This window comes from Micromonospora humidisoli (assembly GCF_016900955.1).
GTDB lineage: Bacteria > Actinomycetota > Actinomycetes > Mycobacteriales > Micromonosporaceae > Micromonospora > Micromonospora wenchangensis.
In genome coordinates, this window is the sequence record NZ_JAFEUO010000001.1 from 293,357 (window position 1) to 316,612 (window position 23,256).

Here is a 23,256-nt window from a genome sequence, read left to right on the forward strand (position 1 = left end):
GCACGCCCTGCGCGGTCGGCGGGGCGGCGGTCGGGGGTGGTCCTGGGAGCACTGTCGTCGGCCGACAGTGCACATTGGAAATCCTCCCGGGTGGCAAATCCGGAAATCCTGGACGCCGGGACGGCAAAGTGGCAGCTTAGACGGCATGGCGGATTCCGGAGTCAACCCCACCGCGGCGGCCCTGCTGGGTCTGTTGCACGAGGGGCCGATGACAGGTGGCCAACTGATGGCCGCCGCTGAGCGCCGACTGGCGCCGTACTGGTCGATGACACGCAGCCAGGTCTACCGTGAGTTGCCGGTGCTGGCTGAGCGTGGTTTCGTGCGGCTGGGCAAGCCCGGCCCGCGGATGAGTCAACCCTACGCGATAACCGCGGCCGGCAAGCGGACCTTCTCCCGCTGGCTGGCGGAGAATCCCGGTCGGGACACCATCCGCAACCCGATCGCCCTGCGGATCGCGTTCGGCAACCTGCACTCGGCCAGCCAGCTCAAGAACCTCTACGCCTCGGCCAACGAATACCACACCGAGGCCCTCGCGTACGTCCGCGAACAGGTCAAGACCGCCAAGAAGGAGGGCGACGAGTACGACGCCAGCGCGCTGGAGTTCGCCGTCGCCTACCACAAGGCCGCGCTGTCCTGGCTCAAGACCGCCCCGGTCGGCTGATCATCGGCCCTGGTAGGTGGTGTGACGTGAGCGGACCGCCGTACGCACAGTACCCTTGTCTGTCGTGACCGCTGCCGATTACGCCGAACAGCTCAAGGAACTCGACGCGACCCTGCGCAACATCGAGGCGGTGCTCGACCTCGACCGTCTGCGGGAGGAGAAGGCCCGGCTGGAGGAGCAGGCGTCCGCGCCGGACCTCTGGGACGACCAGGCCAAGGCACAGCAGGTGACCTCGCAGTTGTCGTACGTCAACGGCGAGATCAGCAAGCTGGGCAGCCTGCGGTCCGGGCTCGACGACGCCCGGGTGCTGCTGGAGTTGGCCGAGGACGAGGCCGACTCCGGGGCGCTGGGCGAGGTCGAGTCCGAGATCGCCACGCTGACCAAGGCCATCCAGGAGATGGAGGTCCGCACCCTGCTCTCCGGCGAGTACGACTCCCGGGAGGCGCTGGTCGCCATCCGGGCGGGTGCCGGTGGGGTGGACGCGGCCGACTTCGCCGAGATGCTGCTGCGGATGTACCTGCGCTGGGCGGAACGGCACGGCTACCCGACGGAGGTCTACGAGACCTCGTACGCCGAGGAGGCCGGCCTCAAGTCGGCCACCTTCACCGTCAAGGTGCCGTACGCCTACGGCACGCTCAGCGTCGAGTCGGGCACCCACCGGCTGGTCCGGATCAGCCCGTTCGACAACCAGGGTCGCCGGCAGACCAGCTTCGCCGGGGTGGAGGTGCTGCCGGTCACCGAGCAGACCGACCACATCGACATCCCGGAGAACGAGGTCCGGGTGGACGTCTACCGGTCCTCCGGGCCGGGTGGGCAGAGCGTCAACACCACCGACTCGGCGGTGCGGCTCACCCACATCCCCACCGGCATCGTGGTGACCTGCCAGAACGAGAAGTCCCAGCTGCAGAACAAGGCCTCCGCGATGCGGGTGCTCCAGTCCCGGTTGCTGGAGCGCAAGCGGCAGGAGGAGGAGGCGAAGCTGGCCGGCCTGAAGACCGGCAGCACCAGCTCCTGGGGCGACCAGATGCGCTCGTACGTCCTGCATCCTTATCAGATGGTGAAGGATCTGCGAACCGAGCAGGAGACCGGCAATCCGTCCTCGGTCTTCGACGGCGAGCTGGACAGCTTCATCGAAGCCGGCATCCGCTGGCGCAAGCAGCAGCAGCTCGCCAACGACGCTGCGTGATCGAGCGTGAACGGGGCGCGTCGTCGATCCCGGGTTGACCGGGCGAATCGATGACGCGCCCCGCATCGGCGGGGCGTGCCACTTGGCTCTGCGGTTACACCGCGTAGACTCACGACCCGTGATTCAGCTTGAGCAAGTGACGAAGACGTACCCGAAGGCGTCCCGGCCTTCGCTCGACAACGTGTCCGTCTCGATCGAGAAGGGCGAGTTCGTCTTCTTCATCGGGCCATCCGGCTCCGGCAAGTCCACGATCATCAAGATGCTGCTGCACGAGGTCGCCCCCAACAAGGGCCGGGTCATCGTCAACGGCAAGGACGTCACGTCGATGCGCTCCTGGAAGCGACCCCACTTCCGGCGCTCCATCGGCTGCGTCTTCCAGGACTTCCGGCTGCTGCCGAACCGCACCGCCTACGAGAACGTGGCGTTCGCCCTGGAGGTGATCGGCAAGACCAAGGCGGTGGCCCGCCGGGTCGTGCCCGAGGTGTTGGAGCTGGTCGGCCTCGGTGGCAAGGAGCACCGGTACCCGCACGAGCTGTCCGGTGGCGAGCAGCAGCGGGTCGCGGTGGCGCGGGCGTTCGTGAACCGCCCGCTGATCCTGCTGGCGGACGAGCCGACCGGAAACCTGGACCCGGACACCTCGATCGAGATCATGCGTTTGCTGGACCGGATCAACCGCACCGGCACGACCGTCGTGATGGTCACACACGACTCCAACATCGTGAACCAGATGCGCCGTCGCGTCGTCGAGATCGAAAGCGGCCGCATCGTGCGCGACCAGGCCCGCGGCGTCTACGGGTGAGCCGGCGCTCCACCCCTGCCGTACGACCTGACGACGAACACCTCACGCCGGAGAGCCGGAGGAACACCCGATGCGGATGAAGTATGTCCTGTCCGAGGTACTGGTCGGACTGTGGCGCAACGTCACCATGACCGTCGCGATGATCATCACGATGGCGGTCTCGCTGACCATGCTCGGCGCCAGTGGCCTGATGTACAAACAGGTCGGCGACATGAAGGACCTCTACTACAAGAACGTCGAAGTCTCGATCTTCCTGAAGACCGACGTCACCGAGCAGCAGCGCACCGACCTCGACGCCAAGCTGAAGAGCGATCCCCTGGTCAAGGAGGTCCTCTACGTCAACAAGGATGAGGCGTACAAGACCTTCAAGGAGATGTACCAGGACGCGCCCGACCTGGTGAACGCCGTGAAGCCGGACCTGCTGCCCGAGTCGTTCCGGCTGAAGCTGGTCAACCCGGAGCAGTACAAGAACATCTACGACCAGTACCAGGGCACCGAGGGGGTCGACGTGATCGTCGACCAGAGCCGGCTGCTGGACAAGATCTTCAACGTGCTCACCGCGATCCAGAACATCGCGCTGGCCGCCGCGGTGGTGATGGCGATCGCCGCGCTGCTGCTGGTCGCGAACACCATCCAGGTGGCCGCGTACAGCAAGCGGCGTGAGGTCGCGGTCATGAAGCTGGTCGGCGCGTCGAACTGGTTCATCCAGGCGCCGTTCGTGCTGGAGGCGGTGGTCGCCGGCCTGATCGGCTCGTTGCTGGGCCTGATCGCGCTGATCGGGGCGAAGCAACTGCTGTTCAGTGGCTCGTTGAAGGCGTTGGAGGGGCTGCTCTCGCCGGTCCAGTGGTCGGACATCTTCCTGATGTTCCCGCTGATGGCCGGCGTCGGTGGCCTGATCAGCGCTGCCACCGCCTGGGTCACGCTCCGCTTCTACCTGCGGGTCTAGTCACGCTTGTGCCTGCGGCTCTGGTCACCGCAGGGCTCTCCGACAAGGACCCTCCCGGGCCGGCAAGAAACGGCGCGGGAGGGTCCTTGTCGTTCGGGTAGCATGATCCCCGCTCACCGGCCGGGTGGTCGGTGCGCGTAGTGGAAGGGAGGTGGCGCCGGATGCCACGGGAAAAGGGTCGCAAGGTGGTCGCCTCCAACCGGAAGGCCCGCCACGACTACGCCATCCTCGACACGTACGAGGCGGGCATGGCGTTGACCGGCACCGAGGTCAAGTCGCTGCGCGCCGGGCGGGCCTCGCTGGTCGACGCGTTCGCCCAGGAACGTGACGGTGAGCTGTTCCTGCACGGCATGCACATCCCGGAGTACACCCAGGGCACCTGGACCAACCACGAGCCCCGGCGTACCCGCAAGCTGCTGCTGAAGCGGATGGAGATCGACAAGTTGATCGGCAAGACCCGCGAGGGGGGCCTGACCATGGTCCCGTTGCAGGTCTACTTCTCCGACGGCTGGGCCAAGGTCGAGATCGCCCTGGCCAAGGGCAAGAAGTCGTACGACAAGCGGCAGGACCTCGCCAAGCGGGACGCCGACCGGGAGATCGCCCGGGTGTCGGGTCGGCGTGGCAAGGGAATGGACGACTGATTCATCCCCTTTGTCCGGCTCAACGGGCCGGACCGGGGCTCGGGATGAAACCCGTTGCGGCAGGCGTTAGTCTGGTCAGTGCCGCCACAACCGGCGGCCCGTCGAGGGGGTGACTGGTTTCGACTTCGTACGCAGCGACAGGGGAAGCGAGCCGAGGAAGCCGACGTCGTCTCGAGAATCGGTCGTCGGAAACCAATAAGCGCCAAGCAAAATCGCGCTGACTTCGCTCTCGCCGCCTGAGGCGAGTAGTGAGTCTGTCGGCCTGGGAACGCCTTCGTCCCAGTTAGCCGGCATCAGCTAGAAGGCTGGCCAATCGGACCCGGTCGCGGGGTCCGTGCGGCGAGATCAATCAGCGACTGGGCCCGTCACACCAACTTGCTCGCGTGAGCGGTGGGGCCGAGTAGAGGCATAGCGAGCTGCGCTCGGAGAAGCCCTGACAAACCGGCGAAGGACCCGGGTTCGATTCCCGGCACCTCCACCACCTCGATGATGCGCCCCGGTCCCCAAGGATCGGGGCGCATCACTGTTCCCCCTCCCGGCACGCCGTGCTCCGCCTTGCCGTGCTCCGCCCCGCCTTGCTCCGCCCCGCCGTGCTCCGCCCCGCCTTGCCTTGTTGATCAAGAGGTTTGCGTCAGACCCGGCGCGGCGGGTGACGCAAACCTCTTGATCACCCGGCCTTGACGGGTGGCGCGTGGTGATCAAGAGGTTTGCGTCAGAATTGGAGATCAACTTGACGCAAACCTCTTGATCACCGGGGCGGGCCCGGGGAGATGGTCTCGATCAACGAGGCGGGCGCGGTGGGCGAGGCGGGGTGAGGTGCTGGGAGGGGAGGGAACCGGGAGGGGTGGGTGGGCGTCTCAGGGGGATGCGGCGACTCGTAGGGCTGGCGTGGGGGTTGGGGCTCGTGGTGGCGGTGGGTGGGTGTGCGGCAGCCGGGTCGGTGCCCGGTGGCGCGGTGCCCGGTGGTGTGGTGTCCGGTGGTGCGGTGGATGGTGAGCTGGGGAAGCAGCGGAAGGTGTTCGACGGGCGGGCCGTCGAGGTCGCCGGGGCCTGGCGGCCCGGTCCCGGGTGGTCGAGCGGATACCTGCCGTTGCAGGACGCCACGGTGCTCATGGGTCAGCCCGGCTTCGACGCCGGCACCGAGGCGGCCTTTCGTGCCGGCTGGTACCGGGACCAGATCGTGCTGCCGACCGATGTGCCCGCCGACGGAGCGATCCGCTTCCCCGATGGTGCCCTGACCGTCCCGCTGATCAGCGCCGCCGAGGCGTACCGGCAGCTCGACCAGGGGGACCCGCCGCCGTGCGAGGGGCGACCCCGGGGACCACGACCCCCCGAACCGACAGCCGGCACCCGGCCGGACGATCCCGTCGCGACCCAGGCTGCCTGCATTCCGCTCACGGTCACCGGAGTCACCCTGGGCACCGCCGAGGTACGTACCAGTCGGGGGGTCGCCGCCGTACCGGCCTGGATCTTCACCGTGGCGGAGCTGACCAGCCCGGTGGCCCGCCTGGCGGTGGCGCCCCGGGCGGTAACCGCCGCACCCGGTCCGGCGGCCCCGGACCGGCCCCTGCCGGACGGGGTGGCCGGTGCCGACCAGCTCCGCCGGGTCGACGGCGCCCGGCTGACGTACGCGGTCGGCCTGGGCGCCTGCGACAGTGGACCCGCCGCCCTGGTGTGGGAGAGCGACGAGGTGGTGGTGGTCGGCGGCGGGGTGGTCCGGGGCACCGGCGAGTGCATCGACCTGGCGGTGTTCAAACCGGTCACCGTGACGTTGGTGGCCCCGCTCGGGAAACGGCCGGTGCTCGACGTCGCCACCGGCCGGGTGCTCACCCTGACCGCCCACTGACCCGGTCCGGGCTTCCCGTCCGAACGTCGCACGCTCGCGTTGATCAAGAGGTTTGCGTCACGTCGGTCGATCAGGATGACGCAAACCTCTTGATCAACGCGGACGGGCGAGCGAGCGGGCGGACAGGCGAGCGGGGGAACAGTGAGTGGGGTGCGGCCAGCATCGCTGTCAGAGGAGGGTGGGGATGGCGGTGCTGATCGGTGTGGGGAGCACCGTGGGGCCGTCGGCACGTAGCGCCCCGGTGAGCGCGTCGGCCAGGTCGGGCAGCGCGTCGACGACGCGGGTGGCGCAGCCGTAGCCCCGGGCGATGGCGGTGAGGTCCAGGCCCGGCAGGTCCAGTCCGGGCACGCCCGGGGTGGACTTCAGCTCGGCGAACGCCTTGAGGATGGCGTACTGCTGGTTCACCGGGACCAGCACGACCACCGGCAGCCGCAGCTGCGCGGCGGTCCACAACGCCTGCACCGAGTAGTGGAAGGAACCGTCCCCGATCACCGCGACCACCGGCCGACCCCGCCCGGTGTCCCGCTCGGCGAGGGCGATACCGACGGCGGCGGGCAGCCCGTAACCGAGCCCTCCGCTGGCCATGGTGAAGTACGACGCCGGGCGGGTCACCGGGAGTCGACGCCGCAACGCCGCGAGGTTCGACGGTGACTCCTGCACCAGCACCCCGTCGGCGGGCCAGCAGGCGGCCAGCGCGGCGAAGAGCGCGTCCGCGTCGGGCGGGTCGTCGGTGCCCGGCGGTTCCGGCGTCGGGCGGGGCGGCGGTGTCGGCCGGTCGGCAGCGGGCAGCAGGTCCAGCAGCGCGGCCAGGGTCAGCCCGGCGTCACCGAGCAGGCTGTCGCCCACCGGGGCCCGTGCGGCCTCGTCCGGGTCGTCGGTGACGTGCAGCAGCCGAGCCCCGGGCGGCAGGTGGTCGCCGGGCACGTGCGGGTAGTAGCGGAACACCGGCGCGCCGACCACCAGCACCACGTCGTGCCCGGTGAGTTTCTCGGCCAGCGGGGCGATCGCGTACGGCAGCACCCCCCGGTAGTGCGGGTGGTGCTCCGGGAACGCGGCCCGCTCCGGTGCCGGCGCGGACCAGACCGGCGCAGCGAGCCGCTCGGCCACCGCCGCCGCCACCGGCCAGGCGGCGGCCCGGTCCACCGCGGCACCGAGCACCAGCACCGGGCTGCGGCTGGCGGCCAGCAACGCGGCGAACTCCCGCAGCCGACGCGGGTCGGGGGCGAACCGGGTGGCCACCGTCCGCACCTGCGGTGGTGGGTCCGCCAGCTGGTGCCAGTCGTCCAACGGCAGGGAGAGGTAGACCGGGCCGCTCGGTGGTTGCGCCGCCGTGGCGTACGCCCGCATGAACGCCGCCGGGACGTCCTGCGCCCGCACCGGCTCGTGGCTCCACTTCACGTACGGCTGGGGCAGCTCGGTGGGGTGCCGGTTGGCCAGCCGGGGCTCCATCAGCAGCATCTCCCGGCTCTGCTGCCCGGCGGAGACGATCAGCGGTGTCCGGTTGTGCCAGGCGGTGACCAGGTTGCCCATGCCGTTGCCGGTGCCCGGGGCGGTGTGCAGGTTGACGTGCGCCGGCCGGCCGGTGGCCTGGGCGTAGCCGTCGGCCATGGCGACCGCCGACGCCTCGTGCAGGGCGTGCACGTAGTGGAAGTCGGCCGGGAAGTCCTGGAGGAACGGCTCCTCGGTCGAGCCGGGGTTGCCGAAGACCGTGGTCAGGCCGAGGGCGCGGAGCAGGTCGTAGGTGGTCTCCCGGACGGTCGCCATCGCCCTCCACCTCCGCGTCCCCGACCCGCCGGTGTCCGCCGGGACCGGGCCCCTGACCTGCCGAATCTATCGGGTGGCAGGCGGCGCTCCGTGCGCTTTGCCGGCTATTGCCCTGTCCGAGGGCTGCCGGGAGCACGTCCGGGCCGTGCGGCGACAGGTCAGGGGAGGGGGAACGGGGTCCGGATGCCGTCCAGCGCGTGCCCGCAGGGGCAGTCGCGGTCGGTGGGCAGGGCGGCCACCGCGTCCAGCAGTACGCCCCGCAGCCGGTCGGTGTTCTCGCCGAAGACCCGGAACACCTCCTCCTGGGTGACCGAGTCGCCCGCCTCCACCCCGGCGTCCAGGTCGGTGACCAGCGCGATGGAGGTGTAGCAGAGGGCCAGTTCGCGGGCGAGCACCGCCTCCGGGTGGCCGGTCATGTTGACCACCGTGCCGCCCATCGCGGCGTACCAGCGGGATTCCGCACGGGTGGAGAAGCGCGGCCCCTCGACCACCACCACCGTGCCGCCGTCGACCGCCGGCACGTCGCGCCCGGCCGCCGCGTCGAGCAGGGTACGCCGCCCCACCGGGCAGTACGGGTCGCCGAACGCCACGTGCACCGCGCCCTGGTCGTAGTAGGTCTGCACCCGGCCGCTGGTGCGGTCGATGAGCTGGTCGGGCACCACGAACGTGCCGGGGCCCAACTCGGGGCGCAGCCCGCCGACGGCACAGGGGGCGAGCACCTGGCGTACTCCCAACGTGCGCAGTGCCCACAGGTTCGCCCGGTACGGAATCAGGTGCGGGGGGTGGCGGTGATCACGCCCGTGCCGGGGCAGAAACGCCACCGAACGGCCGCCCACGGTGGCGATGGTGAGCACGTCAGAGGGGGTGCCGTACGGGGTCTCGACCTGGTGTTCCGTGGCGTCGTCGAGGAGCGCGTACAGCCCCGAACCGCCGATCACCGCGATGTCCGCCGTCGGACCCATCGATCCTCCCTCGACCGCCCTCGATCACCTGTCGGTCAGACCTTAGCCACCACACCGGGTGCAGGCTATGGTGCCAGGCATGGCGGTGACAGCACAGTTGGTCGGTGGTGCCCGGTTGTCGGACCCGGTGCGCGGCTGACGATGTCCGAGACGCAGGGGGAGGGACCGGCGATCAGCGGTCGTGCCGTGGAGTCGATGACCGGGCGGCTGCTGGTCGCGACACCGGCCCTCAAGGACCCGAACTTCGATCGTACGGTGGTGCTGCTGGTCGCCCACGAGGCCAACGGTGCGCTCGGGGTGGTGCTCAACCGGGCCACCGAGGTGGCCGTCGCGGACGTCCTCGGCGAGTGGAGCGATCTCGCCCGGCACCCGGCGGTGCTCTTCGAGGGCGGTCCGGTGCAGCCGGAGTCGGCGATCTGTCTGGCCCGGATGCGTCATCCGATGCGCCGGTTGAAGGGTTTCCAGCCGATCTCCGGCGCGGTGGGCACGATCGACCTGTCCTCCGATCCGGAGCGGATGCGTGACAGCATCGGCGGCATCCGGGTCTTCGCCGGCTACTCCGGCTGGGGGTCCGGGCAACTGGAGCAGGAGATCGAGGACGGCTCCTGGTTCGTGCTCGACGCGCTGCCCGGTGACGCCTTCGTCGACCGCCCGGACGACCTCTGGCCGATGGTGCTGCGCCGGCAGGGTGGCATGATGGCGGCGGTCGCGCACTTCCCGCCGGACGTCGCGTTGAACTGATCGGCAGGGGACCCCCGCGAGATGACCATGCTCGGCCGCGTGTGTATAGTTCTCTCCGTGCCCGGGCGACCGGGACGACCGCAAGGGGCCGTGGCGCAGCTGGTAGCGCACCACACTGGCAGTGTGGGGGTCAGGGGTTCGAGTCCCCTCGGCTCCACCCTTGAGGCAACAGGTCAGCGGCCTGGTCGAGTATCGACCGGGCCGCTTTTCCGTGTCCGGCCCCGGTTGACGACGCCACCCGGGGCACGGGCAGCCTGAGTCGACGGTGGGGTTGACGTCGTCGGCCACCCGGGCACCGGGTCGGTGACGCGGGGTGGCCGGTCGTCGTGACCGCGCCCGTACCGGGCCGGCCACCCGCGCGCTGGGGTGTGGGACCGGCCCACCTGCCCGGCTGGGGTTGCGGGGGTGGGCGGGTCTCCTGCGCCGGGGCCGGCCGCGACGACGCCGGCGGGGCCGTCGGGGGTACGGGCGGGGAACTGCCGCAGTTTCCGGGGTGCTGGGGTCACCGACTACGGGCGGCCCGGCCACCCGGTGGGCGGCAGCGGCCGGTGCGGTAGGTGTTTCCGGATCCGGGCAGGGTGCGCCTGGGCGCGGAGCTGCCGATCAGAACGGGACGAGTGCCTTGCCCGCGCCGGTGCCGGGGCGGATGGCGGGGAACTCCGGTCCCTTCCAGTGGCCGATCGGCGCGCGGGTGATGGCGGGAACGGCCGCGACGGGCTCTTCCACGCTCATGTCCACTCCCGGGGCCGACGGCATCTGGTGGAGAAGCTAGCCGCCGTTGCCGGCCCGGTCAACCACGGGGGATGGATCGTTACCTGCCCGCCGACCTGCGCGTTCGCCGGGTTGCGAGGGCACCGGCACACACCGACTTGGCGTAATGCGAGATATCGTTTCGCATCTTGACAGGGGTTTTCGGGCCCCGTACCTTCGCTGCAAGTCGGCGAGGCGTCAGGGTGCTGCTGGGGTGCAGCCCGACCGCCCGAACCGGCCGTGACCAGCGTTGCCCGGCCATGCCGTGACGCCGTCTGCGGTTCTCGCGGCCCTGATTGATCCCTCCCAATCTGGCAGTTCAGGCATTCCGCACCATCACCGAGTCGATGCAGTTCGCGTCGGACCCGCGCCGCAGCAGCCAGGCGGCCGTATCCGTCGCGGCGGAGCCGTCCCTTCGTACCCACCGAGCCCTCATCCCCGCCGCCGACGTCGGCGGCGGGAGACGTCGGGCCACGCGCGAAGCACATAGGAGCATCACGATGAACACACGACGTACCGGTGCGATGGTCGCCCTTGCCGCACTGCTCTTCACGAGCGCCTGCGGGGGCGCCGAAGGCGCTGCGGACAGCGCGGACGGCACCACGAAGGTTTCCGTCACGACGTTCGGCTGCGAAATCTGGAACACCTGGGCGATCGGGAAGGGCGTCTACGGCAAGCACCGCCTCGACGTCGAGCTGGTCCGCTCCGGAGGTGGCTCGGCGGCGGTCGCCGCAGTCCTGTCCGGCGCGGCCGACTTCGGCTACGTCAACGGCTACACCGCGATCAACGCCTACAACACCGGTTTCCCGATCCAGATGGTGTCCGGGGTGAACGTCAACGCGTTGCCGCCGGCGAAGCCCGCGCAGGGCGTCTTCGTCGGCAAGGACTCCCCGATCAAGGCGGCCGGCGACCTCGCCGGCAAGAAGATCGCGGTCAACGAGATCAACGGCATCAACCAGATCGTGACCGCGAGCTGGCTGAAGGCCAACGGAGTCGAGCCGGACAGCGTCAGCTTCGTGGCGCTGCCCTTCGCCGAGCAGGTCCCCGCCGTGCTCAGCGGACGGGTCGACGCCGCGCAGCTGGGCTACTCGCTGCTGGGCAACAACAACGACAACGTCCGTAGCCTGGCCGACCCCTTCGCCAGCAGCGACAAGATCTACATCGCGACCTACGTCGCCGCCAAGAGCTTCGTCGGCAAGGGCGACGCCGCCAAGCGCTTCCACGAGGCGATCACCGAGACCGCGCAGCAGCTCAGCGACCCGGCCAACACCGCCGAGGCGTTCCGGTTGCTCTCCGAATGCCAGAAGGTGCCGGCGGAGACCCTCGCCGCCCAACCGCAGAACGCCCTCGAAGCGGACGTCGACGTCGCTGCGCTGGACCGGATGGCCCAGCAGATGGTCGACCTGAAGATGCTCCAGAAGAAGCCCGACCTGGGGCCCTTCGTCACCGACTTCGCGCGGTCCTGACCTGTCCTGTCGTCGCGGAAGGCGGGCCACCATGAGGGGAGAGGACGTGACATGGCGTCGGACGTCCACGTGATTGACCAGGTCGAGGCGGACGCCCGACCCACCGGCGGGCCCGTCGCGGCCCGCCGGTGGGGCCCCACACCCGACTGGGTGCTGGGCGTGGCGGGCGTGGTGACCATGTTCGTGCTGTGGGACCTGGTGGTCCGGGCCGGGGCGGTCTCGGTGGACTCCCTGCCGTACCCGGTGGACACCCTGCAACGCGCCGGCGAACTGCTCGTCGACGCGACGTTCCTGACCGAGGTGGCGCAGACCCTCTGGGCGTGGCTGCTCGCGATGCTCGTCGCCAGCGCCGTCGGCATTCCGCTGGGGCTGACCCTGGGCTACTTCTCCGCCCTCTACCGGCCGTCGTCCTCGGTGGTGCACGCCGGCCGGTCGATCCCCTCCTCGGCGTTCCTGCCGATCGCCATCCTGATGTTCGGCCTCGGCACCCAGATGAAGGTGTCCCTGGCGATCTACGCGATCTTCTGGCCGATCCTGCTCAACGCGATGTACGGCGTCCGCGACACCGAACCGCTGATGCTGGCCACGGGGCGGAGCATGGGCTGGACGCGAATCCGGCTACTGACCCGGGTGGTGCTGCCGTCGGCGGCCCCGTCCATCGCCACCGGGCTGCGGGTGGCCAGCTCGACGGCGCTCATCGTGGTGCTCTCCGCCGAACTGCTCGGGGCCACCAACGGGGTGGGAACGGTGATCACCACGTACCAGCAGGCGCAGCGACCCGACTTCGTCTACGCGGGCATCCTGCTCGTCGGCCTGCTCGGAATGGGCCTCTACTACGGCTTCAACCTGGTCGAACGCCTGGTGGTGCCGTGGGGCCAGGCACAGCGGGAGGGTGGACGATGAGCGGGCAGGGACTGAACCGGCCGGTGGTCACGTCGGCGCTGGCGGTGGGACGCGGGGTGCGGTCGCTGTGGCTGCTCGCCCTGCTGCTGGTGGTGTGGGAGGTCGCCGCCCGGAGGGTGGGCTCCCTGTTCGTGCCGCCGGTGTCGCAGATCTTCGGCGCGTTCGTCGACACCTGGCTGTCCGCGTCGCCGTCGTCGCTGTTCCTCAGCTCCCAGTTCCGGGTCGACGTCCTGCCGAGCCTCGTCCGGCTCGGCCTGGGCTACGGCGCGGCGACGGTGCTCGGCGTCGGCCTCGGCATCCTGATCGGGGTGTGGCGGCCGGCCGGCGCGTTCTTCAACCCGCTGATCCGGCTGGGCATGTCGGTGCCGGTCACCGCTCTGCTGCCCATCGCCATCGTGCTGTTCGGCATCACCAGCGGGATGAACGTCTTCCTCATCGCGCTGGGCTGCCTCTGGCCGATCCTGATCAACACCTACGACGGCGTCCGGGGCATCGACCGTACGGTGGTCACCGCCGCCCGGAGCCTGCGACTGACCCGGCGGCGCTACTTCCTGCGGGTCCTGCTGCCCGGTGCCAGCCCCGCGATCTTCGCGGGCATGCGGATCAGCATCGGGATCGCGCTGGTCCTGATGGTGATCTCCGAGCTGTACGCCGCCACCGCCGGCCTCGGGTTCTACATCGTGAGCCAGCAGCGGCTGTTCCAGTTCCCGCAACTGTGGTCGGCGATCGTCCTGCTGGCACTGCTCGGCATCCTCTTCAACGCCGTCTTCGCCCTGGTCGAGCGGGTGCTGCTGCGGTGGCACCGCAACGTGCGCCCCGACAGCGCCGAAAGCCACTGACCGACACCACGTAGGAGCCCCGGATGAACCCCGTGACTACCCGACCGCACCAGCCCGGTGCCGCCCTCGACACCGCCGTGCTCGACGTGCAGCAGCTGAGCAAGTCCTACCGGTCCCGCAAGGGCGACGTGCCCGCCGTACGCAGCATCGAGTTCGCCGTCCACGCCGGCCAGTTCGTGTCGGTGGTGGGGCCCTCCGGCTGCGGCAAGACCACCCTGATGATGTGCATCGCCGGGCTACTGCCCATCTCCGGCGGTGCGGTGATGTTCCGGGGGGAACGGATGTCCGGCCCCCGCGACGGCGTGGCGGTCGTCTTCCAGGACTACAGTCGCTCGCTGTTCCCCTGGTTGACCGTCGAGAAGAACGTCGCCCTCCCGTTGCGCGACCGGGGCCTGCCCCGCGCCGAGATCCGGCAGCGGGTGCAGGAGTCGCTGGAGATGGTCGGCCTGGCGCACGCCGCCGGGTTGCACCCGTGGCAGCTCTCCGGCGGCATGCAGCAGCGGGTCGCCATCGCCCGGGGGCTCGCCGTACGACCGGAAATGCTGATCATGGACGAGCCGTTCGCCTCGGTGGACGCCCAGACCCGGGCCAGCCTGGAGGACCTGTTGCTCAAGGTCTGGGCGGAGACCGGTACGACGGTGCTGTTCGTGACCCACGACATCGACGAGGCGGTGTACCTGTCCGACCGGGTGGTCGTGCTGTCGCAGGGCCCGTCGGTCGTCGTGGCGGACCTGCCGGTCACCCTCGACCGGCCCCGCGACCAGATCGCGACCAAGCAGACCCCGCTCTTCGGTGAACTCCGCGAGCACGTCTACTCCCTGGTCATGGCGTCGCAGCGGCGGACCTCGCTGGCAGGGGAGCCGAGCTGACCGGGTGAACCGGGTCGTGCCGACGCAGCGGCGGGACGGGCCTTTCGGGAAGCCCGTCCCGCTTTCCGTCTGCTCTGCTGCTCGGGACGCGACGGGCCTGACAGAGGTACGCCGCACGACAACGGCTACCCACCTCACAGGCACTGGAGCGGAGGGTTCCCCGTGCGCCTGCGGATCCGGCCGTCCGTCCTCGCTCGGCCGGACCGCTGCCCCGGGCAGCAGCCGGCGGCTCAGATGGACGCCGGGAAGTTGGCCTTGGCGGCGCGGCCCACCAGAGCAGTGAGGGCGGCATCCATCCCGGCTCCGACGAGGCCCCCCGCGATCGGGATCCCCTTGGCCAGGGTGATGGCCGAACGCTGCGTGCCGTACTTGGCGAGAAGCATGAAGCCGACCTGTGCGTTGATCTTCCGAATGACGGCGATCGGGATCGCCTTGATCATTTGGGCGGTCAACTTCGCCCCGACCTTGACTCCCACCCCCTGGAGCGAGCTTGCCAGCGTCCCGCCTGCCGTGGTGAGAAAGATGAAGGTCTGGACGTGCGGATCCGAGATGTCGTAACCCCGCAGGTACGCGATCGACCCGACGAGTCGTGCGTTGATCACCAGTGATCCGGCGATGTTCGCGGGGAGGGTGACGGGCATGGCCACGAAACCGCCCAGGCCGGTGACGAACCCGTTCGTCGACGCCGCAGCCACCGACTCCTTGATCAGTCGATCGATCACCCGCTCGATCGCCGCTTCGCTCGCACGGTCGCGCAGGGGCACCCCGTCGGGATCGATGATCGAGCCTGCTGTGGCCGGGAGGGCCTTGCTGAGGCGGGCCTCCGCGTAGGGGACCGACCCGGTGATCGGGCCGACGCCATCCTGGATGACCTTCACGGTCAGGTTCTGGAAGTGGCGGGCTATCGCGTTGGAAGGGCCCGCGCTGTGCTCGTCCGCGTCCATCGTTTCTCCTCCTGGCCCTACATCAGCCGGCCGGTGACCAGGTGCGGGGGCGCACCGGTGCAGGCGTCGACCGCCGGACGTACGTATGATCCACATAGGAACTTCCAGATCATTGGTTCGATCGGCTAACCGACAGACCCGGTCCGACGCGGCCTGCTCGCACACGTGCTGAGGGGAGGGGTCCCGACGGACCCCTCCCCTCAGTGTCGGGCCGTCACGATCTGATCAGGGTCACCTGCACCGTCTCACCCGGGCTCTGACCTGCCGCGTTGGCGAACCCGACGGTGAACGTCACGTCCAGCCGACCGGTCTTGACCAGCGTCTGCCGGTACGCAGGTGCCACCGTCACGGCCACCGTCACCGTGTTCGCCTTCGCCACCTGCCGGCTGACCGCGTTGACCTTCTCCCCGCTGAGGGTGAGGGTGCCGGCGGTGTTGACCGTCGCGGTGAGTGTCGCCGTACCCGAGGTGGGGTCGGCCTCCACCTTGTCGATCCGTACGGTCGGGGCCGGGGTCGCCGGGTCGACCGTGCCGATGACCGGCTTGGACAGCGTCGACTGCCCGGACGAGTCGACCACCATCGCCTGGAACTTGACCTGCCTACCGGCGTCCTTCGCCGCCGGTGTCCAGTCGAACAGGTAGGGGGCGGTGGTGCTGGTGCCGACCAGGGTGCCGTTGACGAACAGGCTCGTCGAGGCGATGGCGAAGTCGTCGGTGCCCCGGATCAGCGGGTGCACGGTCGACCCGACCTGGAACACCGCCCCGCGTCCCGGGTCGGCCAGTTCGGCCGAGGGCGCGGCGTCGGCGACCCGGCCCACCGCGGTCGGCACTGCCGGTGGTGGGGTCGGCCGGCGCTTGGTGACGGTGACCGTGGCCGCGCCGGTGCCGTCCACGCCGGAGATCGCCTCGATGCCGGTGGCCGGGACCGCCGGTCCGCCCGGGACCGGTGGCCCGCTGCCGAGGTAGCTGCCGGTCAGCGCGAACGGGGCGCCCTCGCGTACGGCGGTGTTGTCGGCGTTGGCGTTGTAGACGGCGAACCCGTTGCCGGTGAGGAAGTTGCGGTAGCCGGTGAGCGCCCCGGCGGTCTCGGTGCCGGCGTCGGTCAGCAGGATGCCGTACGACCGTTGGGGTGCGGGCGGGTAGTAGTTCCCGGTGATCCGGCTGGTGTTCACGAAGCCGTCCGTCCCGCTGGTGTACGCGATGCCGGTCTGCGGGAACCGGCTGTTCGGCTCGCCGGTGACCACGGTGTCGGTCACGTACCCGTGTTGGCGGATGCCGGAGCGGACGGTGGTCTCGGGGGTGCCGTCGCGGCCCCGCGCGCCGTCGAAGAGGATGCCGCCGGACTGGTAGCCGCTGACCACGCTGCCGGTGACGGTCAGCTCGCTCTCGACGGTGCCGGTGCCGGCCCCCCGGATGATGCCGGTCTTGACGATGCCCCAGCCGTGCGGGTGGGCGGCGAGTTCCTCGTCGGTGGTCGCCACCCGCAGCGGGCCGACGACGCTGTCGGCGACCCGGCCGGCCGCGCCGAAGAACGCGATGCCCGCCTCGGCCCAGACGTCGCCGGAGGTCACCGTCACGCCGGAGAGGTCGAGGAACATCTCGTTGGTGTCGGTCGAGCCGAGCGACTGCCGGGACACGGTGATCACGTTGCCGCCGCCGTCGCGCAGGTACGGTTGGTCGCCGGCCAGGTTCCCCAGTGACGGATCGGGCTTGATGGTGACCTTGTCCGCGCCGGCCCCCTTGATCTTCAGGGGCTTGGTGATGGTCAGGCCGTTGCGGGCACCGGTCTGCACCGGGTTGGACGCATGGTTCACCGGCGTCGACGACTCCTGGTAGACGCCCGCGCACACCACGATGGTGTCCCACGGCGAGGCGAAGTCGACGGCCCGCTGGATCGAGGTGAAGTCGGCCGTCGGGCACTGCTTCCGGTCGTCGTCGACCGTCCACGTGGTGTTGCCCTGCGGGTTGGCCACCGGGTCGACGAGTGCGACGTTGCCCGGGGTGTTGTCGTAGCCGGCGAGGTAGGTCGCCGGGTCGGGGCCGCCGAGGGCGGACGGGCCGTGGCCCGCGCCGTCGGCCCGGTCGCCGTCGGACAGCAGTTGCGCCCCCGCGTCGGATTCCTGGAAACGTACGTCGGCCAGCTCGATCGAGCCGGACTTCGGCATGTCACCCACCCCGAACCGGAGTTCCAGCTTCGCCAGCGCACCGACGTCGACGCCCTGCGCCGCGAACTCGGCGAGCGGGACCCGGATCTGGTCCAGGACGATGTGGGTGTTCGGGGTGTTCGTGCCGGTCGACATGTGCAGGGCGTTGCCCCAGCGGGGGTCACCGGCGTCGACGGTCCCCTCGTGACCGGCGGCGTCGCGCAGCGCGATGACGAACCGCTGGGTGGTCGAGGCCGGGTCGTACGACGTGGGCTTCTCGTTGGGCCAGACCGGGTTGGTCGGGGTGCCGTTGACGGTGGTGTCCCGGGTGTTGTCGCCCCGGTTGTCGGCACCCGGGTTGCGGGTGTCGAAGAAGTTCACGGCGGCGCTGAGCGCCAGCGCCTTCAGGTGCCGTACGTCGGCGGACGCGGCCGGGATCGCGGCGGTCAGCGACGCGGTCGAGCCCGGTTCCCAGGCGAGGGTGAGCTGGCGACCGTAGGAGTGGTTGATGGGGCTGTTCTCCCGGGTGCCGTTCTGCCCGCCGAGCGCGCCGGCCGCCGGCAGTGGGCAGGGCTTGGCGGCGGTCGGCAGCCCGGTCTTACCGAGCTGCGCCGGGGCGAAGTCCTGCGGCTCCGGGTTGCACCAGTCGTACCCGCCGGGGGTGCTCGCCGGTTTCGGGGTGACCCCGGCGGCCTGCGCGTACGGGTCGGCGAAGCCGCTGCCGGTCAGGGTTCCGCCGAGGGCGTTACGGGTGAGCGGGTTGTTGACCTCGGGCCGGATCACGTCCACCCGTTCCTGCGGGGCGGCGAAGTAGCTGGTGTTGACCCGCTCGTCGCATCCGATCGCGGTGCCGGACGGGCTGGTCGGGCAGGCCGACGCGGGGACCTGGAGGCCACCCGGGGTGTTGGCCAGCTCACCTGTCAGATAGGGCTGGAACGCGCCCTCGCCGCCGACGTAGCGACGGAAGAACGCCGCCATCGTCGCCAGGCCCAGCTTCTCCTGGTCGCCCATCCGCGCCGCGTCGCCGGAGAACTTGGTGTTCACGGCGGGGTTCAGCGGGTCGGAGTTGTCGATGGCGTAGTTCAGCGCCGGGTCGGTGTAGCTGGCCGCGCCGCTGAGCCGCAGGTTGTGCGGATGGATGTTGTTGGTCGCGAACGGGGCCGAGTTGCCGCAGGCCGCGTCGTTGTTGGCCTGGCCGTCCGCGCCGCCGTCGGCGTACCAGACGGTGTTGTACCAGTTGTGGATCGCGCCGAGGTGCTCCACCTGGATGCGGGGGAACGGGTCGCCCGGGTTGACGTACTGGCTGCGTTCGAACAGCCGCGCGCCCTGGAGGTTGGAGACGTCGCCGTCGCACATCGGCAGGATCGACAGGTACGGCATCCCGTACGGGGCCTTGCGCTCGTAGTCCACCGGGGCGAGCGAGATGACCCCGCGCAGCGGGTACCGCGGGCCGTCGGTGCGGATGCGGTTGTAGTCGATGAAGCTGGACACCGCGTCACCGCCACGCGAGTGGCCCATCAGGCCGATCCGGGTCAGGTCGAGGCGGCCGGCGAGCGTGGTGCCGACGGTGGTGTGCTCGTCGACGGGCAGCCCACCGGGGCGGTTCGCCGCGCTCAGCGCGTCCAGGGTGGCGGCGATGAGCATCCGCCGGCTGTGCATGCCCTTGCCCTTGCTGCTGTCCTGCCGCATCATCAGCTGGTCCTGGGACACCGAGAAGGTGGTGTAACCCCAGGTGGCGAGGTTCTCCGCGAGGTAGGCGTAGCCGTTCTCGTTGTGCTTGAACTGGGCGCAGGTGAGCTGGGCGGTGTCCTGGCCCGAGTCGCACGAGCCGTGGTTGCCGTGCACCAGCACGAGCACCGGCGACGGCGTGGTACGTCGGGTGAAGTCCGGTGTGTACAGCTGGCCCCGGATCTCGATCCGCTCCGCGGCCTGTGCCGTTCCGGCCGTCGGGTCGGCGCCTGAGGAGTTCGGTTCCTGGATGCTGGCGAGGCCGAGTTTGGCCTCCTGGACGGCCTGGTGTCCGAAGGGGCCACGGGCCGTCGGGTCGGGCAGGTCGGTCGTGGACGCCGCAGGCGGCGCGACCGCGATGGGTGACGCCGCGGTGGCCGGCCCCGCCAGGGCCACCGGGGCGGTCACCGCGACGATCACCGAGAGGAGCACGCGCGTGCTCCTCGATGTTCGTACCTTCAAAGGTCTCTCCTCGGAGCGAGATTGAGCGTTCAACGGTCGCGAACGCTAACCAGCCCTCGTTTCTCCGAGGTTTCCGTCGACAGCAGTTTTACGGTTGATCGAATACTGGCCTACCAGGGGAAATGCGCCCTCGTCGGTAACTCGGCGGGTAATCGGACGGGTGCTGGAATTGCGGATGGTCACCGCTATTTCCGCAATCCGTTTATCCCGGTCATGTCGGGGCAGCGGGGGTGGAACCGTTCGTCGGTGGCGAGGGCGGTGCGGGGAGGTCAGCGCGGGGCGCGTCGGGTCTTCGGCAGGTCGAACTGGTCGGCGGCCTTGCAGTCCTTCTGCCCGCCGACCGCGCTCGGGCCCAGCCGCTTCAACTCCGCGCGGGCCCGGCTACGGCCCAGGTTCCAGGCGTACCACGGGTCGGGCTCGGCGAGGTCGTCGTCGATCCAGCTCAGCGTGCACCGGCGCACCCGGTCCGGCAGGTTGGCCAGGGCGGGGGTGGCGTCGGCGGAGAGCGCCCGCAGGTACCAGGCGTCGATCTTGCCGGATTGCTCGTACCTGGCGATGTTGCGGCGGGCCGCGTAGTCCTCCGGATTGAGCACGGCCAGGCTGAGCAGCATCACCACGGCCAGCCCGACGGTGACGCCGGGGATCCACCGGCCCCGCCACCGTACGCCCGCCGCCAGGATCATCAGGAAGACCGCGCCGAGCAGCAGCTCGAACGCCATCACGAAGATCCGTTCCCCGGTGAAGCTGTAGACCTTCTGGTAGGTGTACATCCGCGACAGCGCCGACACCACGATCACCACACTGAGCACGCTGAGCAGCCCGAGCAGGGCCCGCAGCAGGACCCGTTCGGCCCGGGTCTCGCGTCGCGCCCAACGGCTGACCCCGCCCAGCACGGCCACGGTCAACAGGGTCACCACGGTCAGCTGCCAGAATCCGCTGCGTGCGTACTCGGCGTAGCTCAGCCCGGCGGTACGCAGGACGTGCCGCTGACCGCCGAAGAGCACCGTGAACTGCACCGCGACGAAACCGACGAAGAGCAGCGTCAGGGCGGCGATGGCCGGGGCCCACTCCAGCATGCCCAGCCGACGCCGACCCTCCCGGTCGACGGTCGACAGGTCCGGTGGCGCGGCCAGGGTGTACGTGGCGGCGACGGCGATCAACCCGCCGACGGCGGCCAGGAAGAGCCAGCGGAACACCGTGCCGACGTTGACCTCGGGCACGACCGCGCCGAGCACCTGGTCGAACGCGGCGTCGGCGGAGGACAGCAGCAGCCCGAACACGAGCAGCACCACGGCGGTGGCGGCGACCGAGCCGACGACCCGGCGCACCAGCTGGCCGCCGCCGGTGGCGGTCACGTGCCGGCGTACCCAGGGCAGCCCGCGCAGCGCCGCGAACGGGGCCGCGACCAGGCTGAACAGGATGGACCGGACCTGTCTGCCGCCCACGATCGCCAGGGTGGCGCAGCCCAGCGCCCCGAGGACGCAGAAGGTCACCAACCACCAGGCGTTACGGAAGGTCAGCACGGCCAGCAGCGCCAGCGCGGCCACCGCCCAGCCGCCCCGGATCAGCATGTCGGTGCGGGTCAGCGCGTCGGCGTTGCGCCTGACGGCCGCGACCACCCCGACGGTGAGGACCAGCCAGCCGAGGAACCAGCCGATGCCGGTGCGGCTCAGCGGGACGAAGAACGCTACGCCCAACGCCCCGGCCAGGACCGCCGCCGGCACCGCCCAGCCGGTGGCGGGCCGGGGACCGGGCCACCGGGCGCTCAGGAACGACGGCGGGGGCGGGACCGGGGCCCAGGATTCGGGCGCCACACCCCACTGCGCCGGTCGGCCGCCGCCCGGCGGCGTGCCGAATGCGGCAGACCCCGGGCGGCCGAAGACGGCCTGCTGACCGGGGCCGGGCACGCCGGTCCCGGGTGGCGGTTGCTGGCCGGAGGGTACGGGTCGACCCGGGCCTTCCTGCGGGCCGGGCGTCGCCGGGGCGGCGGCCGGGAGCGGGGCGGGCTGGGTCGGCGCGTCGTCCGCCGGGGCCGCCGCGGTGCGCGGTGCCGGCACGCTCACCGACCGGCCCGACCCACCTGCCGCCGACCCTGCCGCTGCCTCGTCGGCCGCCGGGGCGGGCGTCGCCGGGGCCGGTGCCGTGGTTGCCGGTGAGCCGTCGGTGGCTGCTGCCGGGCCGGGCGGGGGCACCGGTGGCGCCGTGGCGACCGGGCCGGCCGGGCCGTCGCCAGCCGGGCCGGCCGCAAGGAGGGCCGGGGCTCCTCCGGCGGCCCCGGGCGCGGTGTCGCCGCTGGTCGGCACCAGGGGCAGGAAGAGCGCGTACCCGAGGGTGCCGTCCGGGACCTGGACCGGGATGGCCCAGCCGGGCTCACCCTCCCGACCGGGCCACCTGATCGCCGGCGGCAGCCCTTCCTGGGCGGGCACGGTCAACAGGTACGGCACTCCGGCCGGCGGGCTGCCCCCGGGGGAGTGTGAGGTCGGTTCCGGTTCGGACACGTACGCTCCTTGATATGGCACGTGCGGTCACTGTAGAGGCAACCGACCCCCGCCGCCGGCCCGCACGCCGTACCGTCGAACCTTTGCCCGCCCGCATCCGTACCAAGGGCGGGAGGTCGACCAGATGACCGTACGCGCAACGTTCGCCGCCCTCGCGGTCGTGGCGGTGACCGTGCTGCTCGATGCGGCTCCTGCCGCCGCGCACGGCGCACCGACCAGCCCGTTGAGCCGTTCGGCGGCCTGTGGCCCGGAGGGGCCGCACGTCTCGACGCCCGCCTGCCTGGCGGCGGTGTCGGCGGGCGCGGCGCTGCGCGAGTGGGACAACATCCGGGTGTACGGCGTCAACGGCCGCGACCGGGAGCGCATCCCGGACGGCGAGTTGTGCAGCGGCGGGCTCTCCGCCTACCGGGGGTTGGACCTGGCGCGGGCGGACTGGCCGGCGACCGAGTTGACCGCCGGGGCGCGGTACACGTTCCGTTACCGGGGCACCATTCCGCACAAGGGCACCTTCCGGCTCTACACCACCCGTCCCGGCTACGACCCGCGCACCCCGCTGCGCTGGGCGGATCTCGACAGGATCCCGTTCCTGTCGGTGACCGACCCGCCGCTGCGTGACGGGTCGTACCAGATTCCGGGGCGGCTGCCCGCCGGGTTGACCGGGCGGCACCTGATCTACACGGTGTGGCAGAACTCCGACACCCCGGACACCTACTACTCCTGCTCCGACGTGCTGTTCAGCCCGGCGGGCGGGGCCGACCCGGGCGACCCGACGCGGGTCGCCACCGATCCGACGCAGGCTGTCAGCGACCCGGCTGCCACCGACCCGGCCGGCGGCCCGACGGCAGGCGTCGGAGCGGACCAGGCCACCTCCGCCGGGGCGACCGCGGCCGGTGACGGTTCCGCCGGGGAGACCGGCGTGCCGGTAGCGTCGGTGACCCGGGTCGGCGGCGGCAACCTCCGGCTGACGGTGGGTGTGGCGGCGGTGGTGACCGTGCTGCTGGTGGCGCTGGTGGCGACCCGGCTGCGCCGCCCGGCACCCGTGCCGCCCGGCCGCCCCTGCGGCGTCCGCAACCATCGGGCCGGCCGTCGCCGCGTCTGGTGACCCGCG

18 protein-coding genes, 1 tRNA gene and 1 other RNA gene are annotated in these 23,256 nt (G+C 70.9%); 14 read left to right on the forward strand and 6 right to left on the reverse strand.

All coding sequences use genetic code 11. The annotated features are described in order from the left end of the window. Positions 1 to 145 precede the first annotated feature (145 nt). The 7 genes from JQN84_RS01270 to JQN84_RS01300 all read left to right on the forward strand — a co-directional run bounded on the left by JQN84_RS01270 (position 146) and on the right by JQN84_RS01300 (position 6,079). A complete protein-coding gene (locus tag JQN84_RS01270) occupies positions 146 to 661 on the forward strand; it encodes a PadR family transcriptional regulator (protein ID WP_067306179.1) in 516 nt (171 codons plus the stop codon). 64 nt (positions 662 to 725) lie between these two features. Further along, positions 726 to 1,847 (forward strand): peptide chain release factor 2, encoded by a 1,122-nt coding sequence (prfB, locus tag JQN84_RS01275; protein ID WP_204956569.1) that lies wholly within the window; start codon positions 726 to 728, stop codon positions 1,845 to 1,847. 118 nt (positions 1,848 to 1,965) lie between these two features. Beyond that, entirely contained in the window at positions 1,966 to 2,646 is a 681-nt protein-coding gene (gene ftsE, locus JQN84_RS01280) for a cell division ATP-binding protein FtsE (RefSeq protein ID WP_088642977.1), read from the forward strand. Between the two features lie 70 nt (positions 2,647 to 2,716). Then, the gene (gene ftsX / locus JQN84_RS01285; RefSeq protein WP_204956570.1) at positions 2,717 to 3,592 is read left to right on the forward strand and encodes a permease-like cell division protein FtsX; all 876 of its coding nucleotides are present in this window, start codon (positions 2,717 to 2,719) and stop codon (positions 3,590 to 3,592) included. A gap of 161 nt (positions 3,593 to 3,753) precedes the next feature. Next, positions 3,754 to 4,233, forward strand: coding sequence for an SsrA-binding protein SmpB (smpB, locus tag JQN84_RS01290; protein ID WP_204927317.1), 480 nt, complete (start codon positions 3,754 to 3,756; stop codon positions 4,231 to 4,233). Between the two features lie 105 nt (positions 4,234 to 4,338). After that, positions 4,339 to 4,714: a transfer-messenger RNA gene (ssrA, locus tag JQN84_RS01295) on the forward strand. A gap of 384 nt (positions 4,715 to 5,098) precedes the next feature. Next, positions 5,099 to 6,079, forward strand: coding sequence for a hypothetical protein (locus JQN84_RS01300; protein WP_204956571.1), 981 nt, complete (start codon positions 5,099 to 5,101; stop codon positions 6,077 to 6,079). A gap of 168 nt (positions 6,080 to 6,247) precedes the next feature. Here the strand turns inward: JQN84_RS01300 and mdlC are convergent, their stop codons facing one another. Both mdlC and JQN84_RS01310 read right to left on the reverse strand, forming a co-directional pair. Beyond that, positions 6,248 to 7,843 carry a benzoylformate decarboxylase gene (gene mdlC / locus JQN84_RS01305; protein WP_204956572.1) on the reverse strand — a complete coding sequence of 532 codons (1,596 nt, stop codon included), beginning with the start codon at positions 7,841 to 7,843 and terminating at the stop codon, positions 6,248 to 6,250. A gap of 158 nt (positions 7,844 to 8,001) precedes the next feature. Beyond that, positions 8,002 to 8,805 (reverse strand): S-methyl-5'-thioadenosine phosphorylase, encoded by an 804-nt coding sequence (locus JQN84_RS01310; protein ID WP_204956573.1) that lies wholly within the window; start codon positions 8,803 to 8,805, stop codon positions 8,002 to 8,004. A 141-nt stretch (positions 8,806 to 8,946) separates the two neighbouring features. Here JQN84_RS01310 and JQN84_RS01315 point away from each other — a divergent pair, with 141 nt between their 5' ends. Both JQN84_RS01315 and JQN84_RS01320 read left to right on the forward strand, forming a co-directional pair. Beyond that, positions 8,947 to 9,546: a YqgE/AlgH family protein gene (locus JQN84_RS01315; protein WP_204956574.1), complete on the forward strand. Its 600-nt coding sequence runs from the start codon at positions 8,947 to 8,949 to the stop codon at positions 9,544 to 9,546. Between the two features lie 84 nt (positions 9,547 to 9,630). Further along, positions 9,631 to 9,703 (forward strand) — tRNA-Ala (locus tag JQN84_RS01320). A gap of 446 nt (positions 9,704 to 10,149) precedes the next feature. On the opposite strand, the gene JQN84_RS31870 is transcribed toward JQN84_RS01320, so the two are convergent. Continuing rightward, entirely contained in the window at positions 10,150 to 10,278 is a 129-nt protein-coding gene (locus tag JQN84_RS31870) for a hypothetical protein (protein ID WP_255553766.1), read from the reverse strand. A 518-nt stretch (positions 10,279 to 10,796) separates the two neighbouring features. Between JQN84_RS31870 and JQN84_RS01325 the strand changes: the two genes are divergently transcribed. Genes JQN84_RS01325 through JQN84_RS01340 form a run of 4 tightly spaced genes read left to right on the forward strand, consistent with a single transcriptional unit; the run spans position 10,797 to position 14,373 of the window. Next, a complete protein-coding gene (locus JQN84_RS01325; protein ID WP_204956575.1) occupies positions 10,797 to 11,762 on the forward strand; it encodes an ABC transporter substrate-binding protein in 966 nt (321 codons plus the stop codon). Positions 11,763 to 11,813: 51 nt separating this feature from the next. Then, entirely contained in the window at positions 11,814 to 12,665 is an 852-nt protein-coding gene (locus JQN84_RS01330) for an ABC transporter permease (protein WP_204956576.1), read from the forward strand. After that, positions 12,662 to 13,504, forward strand: coding sequence for an ABC transporter permease (locus JQN84_RS01335; RefSeq protein WP_204956577.1), 843 nt, complete (start codon positions 12,662 to 12,664; stop codon positions 13,502 to 13,504). The genes JQN84_RS01330 and JQN84_RS01335 overlap by 4 nt, the downstream gene beginning before the upstream one ends. Before the next feature lie 23 nt (positions 13,505 to 13,527). Next, entirely contained in the window at positions 13,528 to 14,373 is an 846-nt protein-coding gene (locus JQN84_RS01340) for an ABC transporter ATP-binding protein (RefSeq protein WP_204956578.1), read from the forward strand. A gap of 230 nt (positions 14,374 to 14,603) precedes the next feature. On the opposite strand, the gene JQN84_RS01345 is transcribed toward JQN84_RS01340, so the two are convergent. The 3 genes from JQN84_RS01345 to JQN84_RS01355 form a co-directional block, all read right to left on the reverse strand. After that, a complete protein-coding gene (locus JQN84_RS01345; RefSeq protein ID WP_204956579.1) occupies positions 14,604 to 15,317 on the reverse strand; it encodes an EcsC family protein in 714 nt (237 codons plus the stop codon). A gap of 214 nt (positions 15,318 to 15,531) precedes the next feature. After that, positions 15,532 to 19,620 (reverse strand): Ig-like domain-containing protein, encoded by a 4,089-nt coding sequence (locus JQN84_RS01350; protein WP_307820942.1) that lies wholly within the window; start codon positions 19,618 to 19,620, stop codon positions 15,532 to 15,534. Between the two features lie 299 nt (positions 19,621 to 19,919). Then, positions 19,920 to 22,148: a DUF4153 domain-containing protein gene (locus JQN84_RS01355; protein ID WP_204956581.1), complete on the reverse strand. Its 2,229-nt coding sequence runs from the start codon at positions 22,146 to 22,148 to the stop codon at positions 19,920 to 19,922. Positions 22,149 to 22,272: 124 nt separating this feature from the next. Between JQN84_RS01355 and JQN84_RS01360 the strand changes: the two genes are divergently transcribed. Then, positions 22,273 to 23,250 carry a lytic polysaccharide monooxygenase auxiliary activity family 9 protein gene (locus JQN84_RS01360; RefSeq protein ID WP_204956582.1) on the forward strand — a complete coding sequence of 326 codons (978 nt, stop codon included), beginning with the start codon at positions 22,273 to 22,275 and terminating at the stop codon, positions 23,248 to 23,250. The last annotated feature ends 6 nt before the right edge of the window (positions 23,251 to 23,256 follow it).

Bases quoted from the DNA above. Each gene is read 5' to 3' on its own strand.
- JQN84_RS01270 (WP_067306179.1), top strand. From the start codon at position 146: ATGGCGGATTCCGGAGTCAACCCCACCGCGGCGGCCCTGCTGGGTCTG.
- ftsX (WP_204956570.1), top strand. From the start codon at position 2,717: ATGCGGATGAAGTATGTCCTGTCCGAGGTACTGGTCGGACTGTGGCGC.
- smpB (WP_204927317.1), top strand. From the start codon at position 3,754: ATGCCACGGGAAAAGGGTCGCAAGGTGGTCGCCTCCAACCGGAAGGCC.
- JQN84_RS01300 (WP_204956571.1), top strand. From the start codon at position 5,099: ATGCGGCGACTCGTAGGGCTGGCGTGGGGGTTGGGGCTCGTGGTGGCG.
- mdlC (WP_204956572.1), bottom strand. From the start codon at position 7,843: ATGGCGACCGTCCGGGAGACCACCTACGACCTGCTCCGCGCCCTCGGC.
- JQN84_RS01310 (WP_204956573.1), bottom strand. From the start codon at position 8,805: ATGGGTCCGACGGCGGACATCGCGGTGATCGGCGGTTCGGGGCTGTAC.
- JQN84_RS01315 (WP_204956574.1), top strand. From the start codon at position 8,947: ATGTCCGAGACGCAGGGGGAGGGACCGGCGATCAGCGGTCGTGCCGTG.
- JQN84_RS31870 (WP_255553766.1), bottom strand. From the start codon at position 10,278: ATGAGCGTGGAAGAGCCCGTCGCGGCCGTTCCCGCCATCACCCGCGCG.
- JQN84_RS01325 (WP_204956575.1), top strand. From the start codon at position 10,797: ATGAACACACGACGTACCGGTGCGATGGTCGCCCTTGCCGCACTGCTC.
- JQN84_RS01330 (WP_204956576.1), top strand. From the start codon at position 11,814: ATGGCGTCGGACGTCCACGTGATTGACCAGGTCGAGGCGGACGCCCGA.
- JQN84_RS01335 (WP_204956577.1), top strand. From the start codon at position 12,662: ATGAGCGGGCAGGGACTGAACCGGCCGGTGGTCACGTCGGCGCTGGCG.
- JQN84_RS01340 (WP_204956578.1), top strand. From the start codon at position 13,528: ATGAACCCCGTGACTACCCGACCGCACCAGCCCGGTGCCGCCCTCGAC.
- JQN84_RS01345 (WP_204956579.1), bottom strand. From the start codon at position 15,317: ATGGACGCGGACGAGCACAGCGCGGGCCCTTCCAACGCGATAGCCCGC.
- JQN84_RS01360 (WP_204956582.1), top strand. From the start codon at position 22,273: ATGACCGTACGCGCAACGTTCGCCGCCCTCGCGGTCGTGGCGGTGACC.